Origin of the sequence: Aquabacterium sp., assembly GCF_048860245.1 — a bacterium.
GTDB lineage: Bacteria > Pseudomonadota > Gammaproteobacteria > Burkholderiales > Burkholderiaceae_C > Aquabacterium.
This window is the reverse complement of sequence record NZ_JBLIZW010000096.1, coordinates 33,147-48,090: the sequence shown is the minus strand read 5'-3', so window position 1 is coordinate 48,090 and position 14,944 is coordinate 33,147. Positions and strand designations below refer to the sequence as shown.

Annotated in this window: 13 protein-coding genes and 1 tRNA gene; 9 read left to right on the top strand and 5 right to left on the bottom strand. The window is 59.5% G+C overall.

Going from position 1 to position 14,944, the window contains the following annotated elements; all coding sequences use genetic code 11:
• Positions 1–986: 986 nt before the first annotated feature.
• A complete protein-coding gene (locus ACMV18_RS11270; protein WP_420817920.1) occupies positions 987–1,304 on the top strand; it encodes a hypothetical protein in 318 nt (105 codons plus the stop codon).
• Between the two features lie 179 nt (positions 1,305–1,483).
• On the opposite strand, the gene ACMV18_RS11265 is transcribed toward ACMV18_RS11270, so the two are convergent.
• Positions 1,484–1,560, bottom strand: a tRNA-Met gene (locus tag ACMV18_RS11265).
• A 150-nt stretch (positions 1,561–1,710) separates the two neighbouring features.
• Here ACMV18_RS11265 and htpG point away from each other — a divergent pair.
• Positions 1,711–3,609: a molecular chaperone HtpG gene (gene htpG / locus ACMV18_RS11260; protein ID WP_420817919.1), complete on the top strand. Its 1,899-nt coding sequence runs from the start codon at positions 1,711–1,713 to the stop codon at positions 3,607–3,609.
• Between the two features lie 88 nt (positions 3,610–3,697).
• On the opposite strand, the gene ACMV18_RS11255 is transcribed toward htpG, so the two are convergent.
• The gene (locus tag ACMV18_RS11255) at positions 3,698–4,405 is read right to left on the bottom strand and encodes a GNAT family N-acetyltransferase (protein ID WP_374255920.1); all 708 of its coding nucleotides are present in this window, start codon (positions 4,403–4,405) and stop codon (positions 3,698–3,700) included.
• Between the two features lie 413 nt (positions 4,406–4,818).
• On the opposite strand from ACMV18_RS11255, the gene rplM reads away from it, so the two are divergent.
• The 4 genes from rplM (at position 4,819) to erpA (ending at position 7,277) form a co-directional block, all read left to right on the top strand.
• Positions 4,819–5,247: a 50S ribosomal protein L13 gene (rplM, locus tag ACMV18_RS11250; RefSeq protein WP_374255921.1), complete on the top strand. Its 429-nt coding sequence runs from the start codon at positions 4,819–4,821 to the stop codon at positions 5,245–5,247.
• 11 nt (positions 5,248–5,258) lie between these two features.
• The gene (gene rpsI / locus ACMV18_RS11245; protein WP_374255922.1) at positions 5,259–5,651 is read left to right on the top strand and encodes a 30S ribosomal protein S9; all 393 of its coding nucleotides are present in this window, start codon (positions 5,259–5,261) and stop codon (positions 5,649–5,651) included.
• Between the two features lie 114 nt (positions 5,652–5,765).
• Positions 5,766–6,803 (top strand): N-acetyl-gamma-glutamyl-phosphate reductase, encoded by a 1,038-nt coding sequence (gene argC, locus ACMV18_RS11240; RefSeq protein WP_420817917.1) that lies wholly within the window; start codon positions 5,766–5,768, stop codon positions 6,801–6,803.
• A 96-nt stretch (positions 6,804–6,899) separates the two neighbouring features.
• Entirely contained in the window at positions 6,900–7,277 is a 378-nt protein-coding gene (erpA, locus tag ACMV18_RS11235) for an iron-sulfur cluster insertion protein ErpA (protein WP_420817916.1), read from the top strand.
• 28 nt (positions 7,278–7,305) lie between these two features.
• Here erpA and ACMV18_RS11230 read toward each other — a convergent pair whose 3' ends face one another.
• On the bottom strand, positions 7,306–8,451 hold the full coding sequence (locus ACMV18_RS11230; RefSeq protein ID WP_420817915.1) for an anhydro-N-acetylmuramic acid kinase: 1,146 nt from the start codon (positions 8,449–8,451) through the stop codon (positions 7,306–7,308).
• Positions 8,448–9,869 (bottom strand): peptidoglycan DD-metalloendopeptidase family protein, encoded by a 1,422-nt coding sequence (locus tag ACMV18_RS11225; protein WP_420817914.1) that lies wholly within the window; start codon positions 9,867–9,869, stop codon positions 8,448–8,450. The genes ACMV18_RS11230 and ACMV18_RS11225 overlap by 4 nt, the downstream gene beginning before the upstream one ends.
• Positions 9,870–10,028: 159 nt before the next feature.
• Between ACMV18_RS11225 and tyrS the strand changes: the two genes are divergently transcribed.
• From tyrS to ACMV18_RS11210, 3 genes are all read left to right on the top strand, one after another.
• Entirely contained in the window at positions 10,029–11,285 is a 1,257-nt protein-coding gene (tyrS, locus tag ACMV18_RS11220; RefSeq protein ID WP_420817913.1) for a tyrosine--tRNA ligase, read from the top strand.
• Between the two features lie 237 nt (positions 11,286–11,522).
• Positions 11,523–12,353 (top strand): PEP-CTERM sorting domain-containing protein, encoded by an 831-nt coding sequence (locus ACMV18_RS11215; protein ID WP_420817912.1) that lies wholly within the window; start codon positions 11,523–11,525, stop codon positions 12,351–12,353.
• Between the two features lie 105 nt (positions 12,354–12,458).
• Positions 12,459–13,760, top strand: a complete 1,302-nt coding sequence (locus ACMV18_RS11210) for an OmpW family outer membrane protein (protein WP_420817911.1) — start codon at positions 12,459–12,461, stop codon at positions 13,758–13,760.
• A gap of 360 nt (positions 13,761–14,120) precedes the next feature.
• On the opposite strand, the gene ACMV18_RS11205 is transcribed toward ACMV18_RS11210, so the two are convergent.
• A complete protein-coding gene (locus tag ACMV18_RS11205) occupies positions 14,121–14,801 on the bottom strand; it encodes a hypothetical protein (protein WP_420817910.1) in 681 nt (226 codons plus the stop codon).
• Positions 14,802–14,944 lie beyond the last annotated feature (143 nt).

Below are 14,944 nucleotides of genomic sequence, written 5' to 3'. Positions count from 1 at the left end.
TCAATCACCATCGATTGATGGGGCCGCTGGGCAATGTCCCGCCAGCCGAGTTCGAGGCAAACTACCACCAACAACACGCTGGTCAGGCCGTGACCGCCTGACTTAAACCAACTGGCCTCCGCGAAACCCGGGGCGCTTCATACAGCATTTGGTGTCGAACTCGGGGGTGCAGAAAGCATGGTCGGCCCGCGGACTGGTGAACACCCAGCAAGGGCTGGTGACAAATCCAGCATAGCGGCACACCTCACCATCCCTACAGCCGGGCATTACACCCGGCTTTTTGTTGCCTCAAGTTTTCAAAAAAGTGGGCATCGTGTTTGACCAAAAAATATGACCAAAACCCGCCTTCCTACCCCTCTCTAAAGAGAGGGGGTAAGGCTATGGGCGCGGTGCTTTTTGGTCCCTATTTTTGGTCACACACTCAGGTCTGCCGGGAGGGTGTGATGTCGCAGGTATCGGCACCATGTTGCGTGCGCTGGTGTCCGAGGAAAAACGAACAGGTGAGCATCGGCTTTTGCAATGGAGATTTCGGGCGCTGTTGGACAGCTCACACCTCCAGGGTTGAACCATACACACTGACCAAACAGGGGGCACTTGGAATCTAATTAAGTTTCAGATTTTGCAATTCTCCCGATCACGACGGCTCTCCGCCCCCCTGCGTCAGTGCTGAGCGTCAGGGGCCCAGACGCCTTTTGCAGCCCGTCACCCGCACCCAGCCCAGCCCCTGCGCACCGTGCGCAGCGTCACACAGCCTGGGCCCAGCGGCTCAGTGCCCAGTGCCCGGTGCCCGGTGCCGCCAGCCCCAGCCCGTCCCCTGCGCCGCTGGCAAGTGGCAACACGACAGCCCGCGCAGAGTTTGTGCAGCGGCGCACAACCCATCGCATTAGGCTTACGCACCTTTCAGGTTTACGGGCTGGCGTTAGGTTGTACGTGGGGGGCAGTGGCACAGTCCAGACCGTCAACAGTCAACCCAAGGACACACGACCATGCACAGCTACCAAGCCGCCAACGACACCCCCACCAGCCCGGATACCGATGCACTGTGTCAGCACCTGAACCAAGCTCGCGCCATGCTGGGTGTGCTGGGCACTGCTGCCGCGAATGCTCGCACCCAATGCGAAGCCCTGGACACCGAACAGATGAGCGACTATGCCGCCGTCCTGAGTCGCTTGGTGCGCGATGCCTTGACCATTGCCGAGGCTGTGGCGGACCGGTGCATCGTGGTGCCCTGCACCAGTGTGGATGCCTACCAACGCGCCGACGCCCTGCGCCGGGAGTTGGTGGGCGCACCGTGCTCCCCCTGACGGGCCACTGCGCCGGGGTGATGCGTCATCTCAAGGTGCTGCCTGCATAGTGACGGTACGCGTCCGCATTCAGGCAAGTTGCCTACAGATTGCCTACAAGTAACACATGGACCGCAAAGCAAAAAGCCACCGCGAGGGTGGCTTTGTTGTCTAAGTCGTTGTCACGCTTAGGGAAATTCTGGTGGCGCTTCAGGGATTCGAACCCCGGACCTGCGGATTATGATTCCGTCGCTCTAACCGGCTGAGCTAAAGCGCCAACGAGACTGAAAGTATATGCCGAAAAATGAGAGGTGCGCAAGAGGTGTCGCAAAAAATCTGCAAAACGCGCGCTCTTGAAAACAACGCGGGCGTCGCCACATGAGGTTCGCATTGGTTTCGCAACCCCTTTGTTGCTTCAGAACACGCCATGACAAAGCAAACTCATTCCTTCCAGGCCGAGGTCAAGCAGCTGCTGCACCTGGTGACCCACGCGCTGTATTCCAACAAAGAGATCTTCCTGCGTGAGTTGATCTCCAACGCGTCTGATGCCTGCGACAAGCTGCGCTTCGAGGCGCTCGACAACAGCGCCCTCTATGAAGACTCGCCGAATCTGGAGGTGCGCATCCTGGTCGACAAGGCCAACCGCACGCTCACCATCCGTGACAACGGCATCGGCATGAGCGCCCAGGAAGCCATTGATCACCTGGGCACCATCGCGAAGTCCGGGACCAAGGAGTTCATGGGGCGCCTGTCCGGCGATCAACAAAAAGACGCGCAACTGATTGGTCAGTTCGGTGTGGGCTTCTACAGCGGCTACATCGTGGCCGACAAGATCACCGTGGAATCGCGCCGCGCCGGCTTGCCGGCTGAAGAGGGCGTGCGCTGGGTCAGCGAGGGCACGGGCGACTTTGATGTCGATGCCATCACCAAGCCCACCCGCGGCACCGACATCATCCTGCACCTGCGTGACGGCGAAGACGAGTACCTGGCGGCCTGGAAGCTGCGCAGCATCATTGGCAAGTACTCGGATCACATCTCGCTGCCCATCCTCATGCAAAAAGAGGAGTGGGACAAAGACAAGGGTGAATACGTCGCTCAAAACGAGTGGGAGACCGTCAACAAGGCGGCGGCCCTGTGGACCCGCGCCAAGAGCGACATCACGCCCGAACAGTACAACGAGTTTTACAAGCAGATCAGTCACGACAGCGAAGACCCGCTGACCCACACCCACAACCGCGTGGAAGGCCGCAGCGAGTACACGCAGCTGCTGTATGTGCCCCAAAAAGCACCTTATGACCTGTGGAACCGCGACAAGAAGGGGGGCTTGAAGCTCTACGTCAAGCGCGTGTTCATCATGGACGACGCCGAAGCGTTGTTGCCGAACTACCTGCGCTTCGTCAAGGGTGTGATCGACTCGGCCGACTTGCCGCTCAACGTGAGTCGCGAAATTCTGCAGGAAAGCCGCGACGTCAAGGCCATTCGCGAGGGTTGCACCAAGCGCGTGCTGAGCATGCTCGAAGACCTGGCGAACAACGAAGACCAAGCCAAGCGCGAGCAATATGCGGCGTTCTGGCAAGAATTCGGCTCGGTGCTGAAAGAGGGCATTGGTGAAGATTTTGCCAACCGCGAGCGCTTGGCCAGGCTGTACCGCTTCGCCTCCACGCATGACGAGTCGGGCGAGCAAACCGTGTCACTGGCGGACTACGTGTCGCGCATGAAGGACGGTCAGGACGCCATCTATGTCATCACGGCTGACAGTCTGGCGGCGGCCAAGAACAGCCCGCAGCTGGAAGTCTTCAAGAAGAAGGGCATCGAGGTGCTGCTGCTGACCGACCGGGTCGATGAGTGGCTGCTGTCTCACCTGTATGACTTCGAAGACAAGCCGCTGCAAAACGTCACCAAGGGGGCGGTTGACCTGGGCAAGCTGCAGGACGAAGAAGAGAAAAAGAAGGCCGAGGAAGCCGCAGCAACCTTCAAGCCCGTGCTGGAGCGCTTGAAGACTGCGCTGGGTGAGCGTGCCAAAGAGGTGCGTGTGACCACTCGTCTGGTCGACTCGCCGGCTTGTCTGGTGACCGAGTCGGGCGACATGAGTGCACACCTGGCTCGCCTGCTTAAGCAGGCGGGGCAGTCGGCTCCTGAAGTCAAACCTGTGCTGGAGGTCAATCCGGAGCACGCGCTGGTCAAGAAGCTGGAAGCCAGCGCGCACTTTGACGATCTGGCGCACATCCTGTTTGATCAGGCCTTGCTGGCCGAAGGTGGTCAGCTCGAAGATCCGGCGGCTTATGTGCGCCGTGTCAATCAACTGCTCATGACGGCCGCCGTCTGAGCGGGGGGAGTGGGCGCGCGCGGCGCGTTCACCCCAAAACAAAGCCACGTGCCGTCAAGGCCGTGGCTTTGTTGCTTGAGGGGCTGGGTCAGTTGGTGGACATCAGCATCCGCAACCAATCGCTGATGTGGATGGCGCGGTACTTCACCCGATAAATCACCTCGGCCGCCAGCGATTGCAGCGAGCTGTTGAGGTGGGTTTTCATGGTGTCAGGGGGCAGCTTCAGCCACGCTTCAGCGTCTTGCCCGTCGTCGTATTCCAGCGTGGCACCCGCCTTGGTTGCGATGCGCAGCATGGGCGCGTTTTCGCTCAACGCATGGATCATCAGGTGGCTGGCGTGCTGGTTGCGCGCGTGGGTGATGGCGTGCATGAACAGGCGCAGCCCCAAGCCTTTGCCTCGTCCTGCTGGCAGAACGGACACGCCAAACTCCATGGCGCGCCCGCGATGCGTGGAATCCACGCTGCCCGCCTGTTTTTCGGGCATGGCCGCCAAGTGCGCCACCGCAACCAGATGCAGGTGCTTGTCAAAGATGCCAAAGACCTCGTCACGCTTGAAGTCAATGGAGGCGACGTACTGGGTCATTTGCTGCGTGGTGGCCTGGAAGCCAAAGCGCAGATAGCGGTCGTGCTCGTCGAGTTGCAGCAAATGATCAAGGATGCGCTTGCGATGGCGTGCATGCAAGTCGCGGATCGGGATCCAGCCGTCGGGCAGACGTGGTCGCGCATGGGTAACCATGCCCCCTTGTGGGCCTAAGCCAAAGCGATCCAACTCTTCTGATGGTTTTGTGGCGGTCATGTCGACCCCTTTCTTGCCCAGACACCTCTGTGGCATCGGCATGCTGCATCGCAACATGGTCAGGGTTAACCCGGATGCTAGGCGAATATTGTGCCTGTCGCAAGGCGATTAATGCTTCAAGTTGGTGCTTGATAGTCCAATTCTGGTCTTTTTTTGTGCTGCGTTAAGACCGATGGGGTTGCCGTACGTCAGGGCTCTTGCGGGTTTGATGAAATTCCAGCTAGAATGCACGATTCCCGACATGGCTGCCGGGAGGGTTGCGTTGGTGTTGGCGTGTGCCGGTGCTGATGTGGCTTGCGATTGCGGGTGCGCTGAACTTTTTTGCGCCCGTGGCTCGTTGCTTGAGAGGCCTCCAATTTCCAAGAAGAGGTGCCAATGGTGACAGTCAGCCAGTTTTTTACTTAGGAAATCTCATGAAGACCTTCAGCGCCAAGCCGGCAGAAGTGACGCACGAGTGGTTTGTGATCGACGCCACCGATAAGGTGCTCGGACGTGTCGCCAGCGAAGTGGCACTCCGTCTGCGCGGCAAGCACAAGGCCATTTATACGCCTCACGTGGACACCGGCGACTACATCGTCATCGTCAACGCCGACAAGATCCGCGTCACCGGCACCAAGGCCACCGACAAGATCTACTACCGTCACTCTGGCTTCCCTGGCGGCATCTACGCCACGAAGTTCAAGGACATGCAAGCCAAGCATCCTGGCCGCGCCATCGAGAAGGCCGTCAAGGGCATGCTGCCCAAGGGTCCTCTGGGCTACGCCATGATCAAGAAGCTGAAGGTCTACGCAGGTAGTGAGCATCCGCACACCGCCCAGCAGCCCAAGGCCCTGGAAATCTAAGGAGCGGCCACATGATTGGTAACTGGAACTATGGCACCGGCCGTCGCAAGTCGTCCGTCGCCCGCGTCTTCATCAAGAAGGGCACTGGCCAAATCATCGTCAACGGCAAGCCCGTTGAGCAATATTTCGGCCGTCAGACCTCGATCATGGTCGTCAAGCAGCCTCTGGTGCTGACCAACAATGTCGAAGCTTTCGACATCAAGGTCAACGTCCATGGCGGTGGCGAATCCGGTCAAGCTGGCGCTGTGCGTCACGGCGTGACCCGTGCTCTGATCGACTACGATGCAACGCTGAAGTCCGAACTGAGCCGCGCAGGCTTCGTGACTCGCGATGCTCGTGAAGTCGAACGTAAGAAGGTCGGTCTGCACGGCGCTCGTCGTCGTAAGCAGTTCAGCAAGCGCTGATCGAACTTCCTGGACCGGTTGTGTCAAACAATCGGTTTCCAGTACCCCGCCCCAGGCCCGCGCCTCGGGCGGGTTTATTCTTTATACCTTCCTGATTTTCCAAAAGGACACCTCATGATCAAGGTCGGCATCGTCGGCGGAACTGGCTACACCGGTGTGGAGCTTTTGCGTTTGCTGTCTCAGCACCCGCAAGTCCAGATCCAGGCCATCACCTCGCGCAAAGAGGCTGGCATGCCGGTGGCTGATATGTATCCCAGCTTGCGCGGACACGTGAACCTGGCGTTTGTGACGCCAGATGACGCCAAGCTGACGGAATGCGATGTGGTGTTCTTTGCCACGCCCCACGGCGTCGCGATGGCGCAGGCCCGCGAGTTGCTGGCGGCAGGCGTCAAGGTGATCGACCTGGCAGCTGACTTCCGCCTGCAAGACACCGCCGAGTTCGAGAAGTGGTACGGCATGGCGCACACCTGCCCGGACATCTTGTCCGAGGCCGTGTACGGCCTGCCTGAAATCAACCGCGAGGCCATCAAGCGTGCGCGTGTGATCGGCAATCCGGGCTGCTACCCCACCTCGGTGCAGTTGGGTTTTGCACCACTGCTCAAGAACAAGCTGATCGAGACCACGGGTCTGATCGCCAACTGTGCGTCCGGCGTGTCGGGGGCGGGTCGCAAGGCTGAAGTCCACACACTGCTGCCCGAGGCGGCGGACAACTTCAAGGCCTATGGCGTGAAGGGGCACCGTCATGGTCCCGAAATCAACCAGCAGTTGCGCGCCATTGCGGGCGATAGCAGCGTCAACTGCTTGTTTGTGCCCCATTTGTTGCCCATCATCCGCGGCATTCATTCCACGCTCTATGCCCGCCTGAACAGTGCCGGTCAGGCTGCTGATCTGCAGGCTGTGTTTGAAGAGGCTTACCGTGGCGAGCGCTTTGTGGATGTGCTGCCGGCTGGCAGCGCCCCGGAAACCCGCTCGGTGCGTGCCTCGAACACCGTGCGCATCGCCGTGCACCGTCCTTTGCCCGACACCGTCATGGTGCTGGTGGTGGAGGACAACCTCACCAAGGGCGCATCGGGTCAGGCTGTGCAGTGCATGAACCTGATGTGTGGCCTCGATGAGCACCTGGGCTTGACCGGCGTGCCGGTGTTGCCCTGATGTACCGATGAATGCCCGTGTTCATGGCAAGGTCGGGCTCGGCCGTGTCATGATTCGGGCTGTACAAGACCGATTGAATTCCCCACGGAGATACCCATGAGCGCCGTTGCTGACCAAGCCGCCGATACCTTTGCTTCCGACATGCCTGCTCCCATCATCTTCACCGATGCGGCGGCGGGCAAAGTGGCTGAACTGGTGGCCGAAGAGGGCAATCCTGACCTGAAGCTGCGCGTGTTCGTGCAGGGGGGCGGTTGCTCGGGCTTCCAATACGGTTTCACCTTCGATGAAGTTGCCAACGACGACGACACGAAGATGGAAAAGAACGGCGTGACCCTGCTGATCGACGCCATGAGCCTGCAATACCTGGTGGGTGCCGAGATCGACTACAAGGACGATCTGGAAGGCGCGCAGTTTGTGATCCGCAACCCCAATGCCACCACCACCTGTGGTTGTGGTTCGAGCTTCTCGGTCTAAACAGGCTTGAGATTGTCCGGCGGCGGGTTCAGCGAGCCGGATACAGGGCACCCAGGACGCGTGGTCCTGCGGCGCCCGTGACGGCGGGCACATTGCCAGCCAGCCGTTGAACATGGGTCCAGGCCAGCCATGCAAACGCGGCAGCCTCGACCTGCATGACGTTCAGCCCTCGCTCGTCGGAGCGCAGCACCTTGGCGCCCGTGAGGTGTCTGGCCAGTCGGCGCATCAGGTCGCCGTTGAGGGCGCCTCCCCCGCACACAATCACTTCCTTGGCTTCTGGCGCATGTTGCTGGATGGCCTCTGCGGAGCTGCGTGCGGTCAGCTCGCACAGCGTGGCTTGCACATCTTCCGGTGACGCGGCCTGCGGCCATGTGGCCAGCCAGCGCGCCAGCCAGTCCGGATTGAACAGATCTCGCCCGGTGCTTTTGGGCGGCGCTTGCAGAAAGAAGGGGTCTTGCAACCCTGTTTGCAGCGCCTCGGCGTGAACCTGACCGCTTGCCCCCCAGATGCCATTGGCGTCATAGGCCAGCCCGGTGTGTCGTTGGCACCAGAGGTCGAGCAGGGCATTGCCGGGGCCGCAGTCGAAGCCCAATGGGGCATGCCCTGGACGCAGGATGCTCAGGTTGGCCATGCCGCCCACATTCAAGGCGACCACGGTGTGTTCAGGGTGGGCGAACACCGCTTGATGGAAGGCGGGGACCAAGGGGGCGCCTTGGCCGCCGGCAGCCACGTCACGGCTGCGAAAATCCGCCACCACATCGATGCCCGTCAGTTCGGCCAGCAGGGCGGGCTGGTTGATCTGCAAGGTGTAGCCGAGCTCCGGGCGGTGACGTACCGTTTGCCCGTGCGCACCAATCGCCTGGATGGCGCTCGCGGGCAGGCTGCTACTGGTCAGCAGCGCGTCGACCACTTCGGCGTACACGCGTGCCAACGCTTGCGCGGCCAGGGCGCTGCGATGCAACTCATCCGTGCCGGGTGTGTTCAGCGCCATCAGGCTGTCGCGCAATGCGGCGGGGAAGGGGTGGTGCTGGTGGGCCACGGTTTCCCAGCCGTGAGGTGTGGCGCGCGCGATCACCCCATCGACCCCATCCAGCGAGGTGCCCGACATCAAGCCGATGTACAGCTCAGAAAAAAGCCCGCTGGCGCGGGCTGAGGGGAGCAGGTCCGGCTTCATTCGAAGCGAGGGCCCGTTTGCGCGCCGGCGGTGTGCCAGTCGGATGCCTGGTTGAGGCGCTGGGCCACGGTGGTGGCCACCTTCTTGAAGGCACCCAAGGACTGTGGCGACAGTTGCAGGCTTTCCGAGGCGCGGGCAATGACCATCGGGTCGATCTGCTTGCCATTGACCTTGAACTCGAAGTGCAGGTGCGGGCCGGTGGCCCAGCCCGTGGCGCCAACCGCACCAATGCGGTCGCCCTGGTCAATGCGCTGACCGCGGCGCACATCAATGCGGCTCAAGTGGGCGTACACCGTGGTGCGGTCCCCGTTGTGCTGAATCTGAACCACGTTGCCGTAGCCGTTTTGAACGCCGGCGAAACTCACCACGCCATTCCCCACGCTGCGCACGGGGGTGCCGGTCGGGGCGCCAAAGTCCACGCCCAAGTGAGCCTTCCAGGTTTTCTGGATCGGGTGGAAGCGCATGGCAAAGCCCGAGGTTACACGCGAGAAGGCCAAAGGCGACGCCAAGAACGCACGCGTCTTGGACTTGCCGGTCAGATCAAAGTAGGCACCTTTACGGCCGGATTCCTGATACCAGACGGCGTCGTGCGTTTCGCCCTTGTTGATGAAGCGCGCCGCCAGCACTTTGCCGGACGCGTGCCCCCAAGTGATGGGCTCACCATCGGCGGTGTGGGCTTCGTAGAGCGCGGAGAACGTATCGCCCTTGCGCAGTTCGCGGCGGAAGTCGATGTCGCTACCAAAAATCTCGGCAACTTGCGTGGTCACGGCATCGGGCATGCCGGCGTCATCGGCTGCGGCAAACAGCGACGATTGGATCGTGCCGGACACCAACTGTTGACGCACTTCCAGTGGCACGATCTGCTGACGGGCGGTGAAGCCGTTGGCGGTGCGCTCGATGGTCAAGCGGGTGAAGTGCGTTTCGTTGTCGCCATCGCCAGCTGGGCCGCGCACGACCAGTTCGCGCAAGCGGCCGTCTTCGACCAAGGCCTTGATGGCTTTGCCGGTGCGCCCCTTCAACAAGTTGGCGGCCACCGCGTCATGGCGGATGAACTGGGCGGCGTCGGCATCGTCCACACCCAGGCGCTTCAGCAGGCTGTCGACGGTGTCTGCTGGCCGCGTGAGTTCACTGCGGTACAGCGTCAGAGACTGGCTGTCCACAGCCTGAACGTGCTCGGCAAGTTGGCTGGACTCAATCGTCTCGGTGATTTGTGTGACGACGGGCGCAGGGCCTTGCGGCAGAGCGCCCAGGTCTGACACACCGAAGGCGGTCACAGCTGAGCCGGCCAGCACCGTCAGTACCGCAGCACTGACGCGGCGGGGGTGACGGTGAGCGAAAGATTGAACGGTTGTGGCCACCGAGATCGCTGCCGACAGCGGAGAAAACTGCCCGGCCTTGAACAACTTGAATGAGGTCAAAACTTGATTTCCCATCTGATCCGGTGGCGGGGAGAAGGCTCTCCCCTAAAATCTGCCCTCAGACGAAGCCAAGGCTCACGCCTGTGGACACCCACAATCTGCCAAGTATAGCCCCCACGAAGGGGGGTGTCAGGCATGATTTTCACCAGCTGGTCAGATATGTCTCAATCCGAAAAAACCGCCGCAACCCAGCCCGAATTTCCTGTAACCGACCGTGTAAAGGAGGCTCTGGCTGTTACCCAGCGTGGTGTCGACGAACTCTTGCCTGAGAACGAATGGGTTCGCAAGCTGGCGCGTTCTGAAGCAACGGGCGTGCCGCTGCGCATCAAGCTCGGCCTGGATCCGACTGCGCCTGACATTCACCTGGGTCATACCGTGGTGCTCAACAAACTGCGTCAACTGCAGGATCTGGGGCATCAGGTCATCTTCCTGATCGGGGACTTCACGTCCTTGATTGGTGACCCGTCTGGCCGCAACACCACCCGTCCACCCTTGACGCCCGAGCAAGTCAAGGTCAATGCCGAGACCTACTACAAGCAGGCCAGCCTCGTGCTGGATCCGGCCCGTACCGAAATTCGCTACAACAGCGAATGGTGCGATGCCTTGGGCGCGCGCGGCATGATTCAGCTGGCCAGTCGCTATACCGTGGCGCGGATGATGGAGCGCAACGACTTCCATGACCGCTTCCATGCAGGCACCTCGATCAGCGTGCACGAGTTCCTGTATCCCTTGATGCAAGGCTATGACTCGGTGGCCCTGAAGTCGGATCTGGAATTGGGCGGAACCGATCAGAAGTTCAACTTGCTGATGGGGCGTCATCTGCAGACCGAGTACGGCCAGGAGGCGCAATGCATCCTGACCATGCCCTTGCTGGAGGGCTTGGATGGCGTCGAGAAAATGTCCAAGTCCAAGAACAACTACGTCGGGATCAGTGAGGCGCCGAACTCGATGTTTGCCAAGCTGATGAGCATCAGCGACGACCTGATGTGGAAGTACTTCACCTTGCTGAGCTTCCGCCCGATGGACGAGATCGCCAAACTGAAGGCCGAGTGTGAGTCGGGTCGCAATCCACGCGATGCCAAGGTTCTGCTGGGACAGGAAATCGTGGCGCGCTTCCACAGTGCGCAGGCGGCTGAAGCGGCGCTGGCAGACTTCATGAATCGCGCACGTGGTGGGATCCCGGATGACCTGCCCGAGGTCACCATCGCCCTGCCTGCTGAGGGGCTGGGAATCGGTGCGCTGCTCAAGCAGGCCGGCCTGGTGCCTTCCACCAGTGAGGCCATTCGCATGATCGAGCAAGGGGGCGTGAAGGTCGACGGCGCAGCTGTTAGCGACAAGGGACTCAAGCTGCCAGTGGGCACGTTTGTGCTGCAAGTTGGCAAGCGCAAGTTCGCCAAAGTCCACCTGAAAGGATGATTTCCTGACAGCCGGGTGTTACCCCTACGCATGAATGCGGGGGGTTTGAAAAGGAGCTAGTGTTTTCCTGATGCGTTTCATGTGACCACGGGGGGCGGCGCTGTTGTGACCGGTAGGTGGCCTCGATATTCTTTGACCGAACAGACAAACAAAAAAGTCTGTGCACGTCGAAGGAATACGCGGATGCCTTCAGACAGCAGAGAAAACTCAAAGGGCCGCTTTCAAGTGGAGAAAGACATGAAATTCGCAATCAAGAGCATCGTGGTCGCGGCTGCTTTCGTTGCCGCTGGTGCTGCCAGCGCTGCGTCGGTCACGATTGACAACGTTCAGACTGCAGGTGACCAGTATGTGGTGTCGGGTTCGGGCGCGTTGACCTTTTCGAACCTGCTGCGTTCGGCTCTGAATACCGGGCAAGTGGCTGCATCGACTTACGGCGATGCGACCGGCACGATCACCGGCTCTGTGGGTGCCTACACTGCGTTGGTCATTTCTGCGCCAATCACCTCGATCACCTATGACGACGTCACAGGCAAGGTGAGCCGCGTGATCACCTCCGGTGGTGCCAAGCAAGTTGCGGGTGCCGTGGATGGTGTGTCTTTCGGCGGTTGGGTGCAAGTGGGTGAACTGGATGTGCGCTTCAACGCTGCGGGTACCGGTGCTGAAATCTACGGCAACATCACCGGCAAGAGCGATGCCGGTACCACAGTGAGCTTCCTGGGTCAGAAGCTGTTTGACGTGGCCGGTTACACAGCCAAAGTGGGCGGTGTGAACACAACCTTCGCACCAGTCGTGGGCAGCACACAGTTCACGGTTGGCACGACCAACACCACATTGAACGGCCTGTCCATCACCACCGCAGCGTTTGACGCCATCAGCACTGCCCTGGATCTGGATACGCTGGGTTCCTCGGCCTTGAGCGCTGCTGCCAAAAACTTCGGCAACATCAACTCTGCGCTGACCGTCACCAAGGTGTCGGCTCCTGCTGTGCCTGAGCCTTCTACCTATGCCCTGATGGCATTGGGTCTGGTGGGTATTGGTGCTGTGGCTCGTCGCCGCGCTGCCAAGTAAACCACGTGTGAGTCAGGTCAACTGAATGAGTTGATTTGAACAAAGCCGCTTCGTTGACCGAAGCGGCTTTTTCTTGAGTGTGCTGAGTCTATTGCGAGGATTTTTATGTCGGCCTCAAAGTTGATGCGTGCGACATCGCGCGTATCCGTTTGTGCATTGTTGGTGGCAGCTTCGTTGCCCAGTGTGGCAGGTTCATCGGCCGACGGTGGTCTGCAGTTGAACATGAGTTCTGCAGTCCGGAGTCGGATGTTCTGGAGTCTGCAGGCCATCAGTACGAAAACCACGACCAAATCCGAGGGGCCGCGAGACATCACAGGGCCGGTCGTCAGTTTGCGTGATCTGGGCAGTGCTGCCGATTACCAAAACTACCTTGACGGCGCGCCTGTAAGCAGCAACAGCATGCTGGGCTATCTGAGTGGTCAGATTGACGCGATCATCGCTGCGGGGGGCGGTGGCCCGGTGTCTGGGGCAAGTCTTGCCAAGGTGTTGGCGCTTGACGCAAAAATCAACGCCTATGGCTCCCAGGTGATTCCTGGTCTGACGGCAGCCATTCAAGGTGACTATGCCAATGGCAATGCCAATATCAACGATGGCTTGGGGTCGCCCAAAGGCATTTTGGCGAAAGCCGGTGATCCATCGAGCACGGTTGCTTTGAGTCTGGGTTATTACTTGGACGATGCAAACAAGTGGGCCGTTGAGGCTTTGGTGTTGGGTGCTCCAGTGCGAGCGACAGTCTATGGTGCGGGAACGCGCGCGGGCGGGACGTCACCGTTGTCACTGGATGGACAAGCGCTCATTCAAACGAAGATGATCCCGCCGATCGTCAAATTTGGCTACAACTTCGGTAGCAGGGATTGGTTGGTGCGACCTTACGCCGGGGTCGCTGCCATGTATGCAGTCTTCTTCGATTCCAAGACAACCAATTTCTTCAATGATTATCAAGGCGGCAAGACTTCCGTATCCATCAAGAATGCGTTGGGTATCGGACCGATGCTTGGTTTGAGCGCCGGTGATCAAAATGATTCGGGGTGGCAGTTCGGTGTATCGATTGGGAAGATTCGCCTGAAAACCGAGGCCACGCTGGTGACGCGCAACACCATGATCACATCTGACTCTTTGGTGAGTTCTGACTATGGTGCGCAGACGGTCAATGCAATCAAGGTGATTGGTGAGCAAAATGCCAAGTCATCTGCTCAGTTGAACTTGAGTGTTGCCTTGGCTGATAACGGTCTTCCCGCCAATGCCGCGACGGTTTTTGACAAAGGGTTGACCACAGAGTTGATCCAGGACTTGGCTGCGTATAAAGCGACGAAGGGTGGAAACGGGACGCTGGGAACCTTTGTGCGCAAGCAAAAGACAACGCTTGACAATACCCTTTTGATGTTGTCTGTTAGTCGATCCTTCTGATGAATGGCTCATGTTCTGAGTCACCAGTCTTTTGAAATGGCTGCACGTTGTGCAGCCATTTTTTTTGATTGATCTGAGCTCACAAAACCGCGTGACCTGCTCGGCTTTTTCACGCCAAACATTTCTGGATGATGGCTTGGTGGAGCAGGTCAAGGGGCGATGTTGCTGTTTGAGCGCGGGGGCATCAAGTCGTCATGGGTGCAATGTGACTTGAATGCATTGTCATGGCGTTGCCTGGCAGTGATGATCGCCGTGGGCTCTCACACGCATGAACGAAAAAAAGACGCCTTGGCGTGCCAAGGCGTCAGAGGAATGTGACTGATCGCTGTTGATCAGTCTGGATTCATTGTGGTCGAGTGCTTAGATTGCAGGCACGTAAGGCTTGGTCGATACAGGCTTGCTGCGGAACTTCACACCGATGTCGATGTTGATCACGCCGAAATCAATCGCCGGAATCACGGCGGCGCCCAGGTCTGGGTCGATGCCCAAGGCATCCACAGTGCCTTCAACGTCGATGATGCGCAGGTTACCCAGTTGTTCCTTGGCTGTGATGGTCAATGGGAATTGGTACTTCACGCTCAGTGGCGACAGCATTTCAAAAGAGTACAGGGGGGCCTGAGACTTGGTGGTGCCGCCGATCGGGGTGGTGTCAGCCAGCACTTGTTGCTTCAGGTAGTCGATGGTGAAGTTGGCCACAGTCAGGCCCTTCTTGTCGCCGGTTTCTGGGTCGACGCGAGAGATCTCCAATGCGGAGCCCTTGGCGTCACCCTTTTGAATCTGGATGCCACCGCTCAGGCCCACGGTGATGCTGGTCACGGGCAGGTTGAACGAATCGGTGGTGCCGGCGACGGCGGTGGCGTTCCCCATGGGCTTGATCGAGATGCCAAACAACTTGTAAGAGTTCAGGGCTGCCTTGGAGAAGACCTGAACGGAGTTGGCTTCCAGAGCGTTGGTGGGGATCGTCAGGGCGTTTGCAGAGCTGCAAGCTGCGGCCAGCATGGCAGCGACGATGGTGACTTTGGGCATGGACAGGATGCGCATCAGTGACTCCTCAGGGGTTGTGCTTGCGGTGTGCAAAGCGAACATGTGACAGGAGTTATGGTGCTTGCCCACCGGTTTTGGCGCCTCCCTCAGCTGCGGGGTTAAGTTGCCTTGTTTGTCGGGAAATAAACCAATTTCAGGGT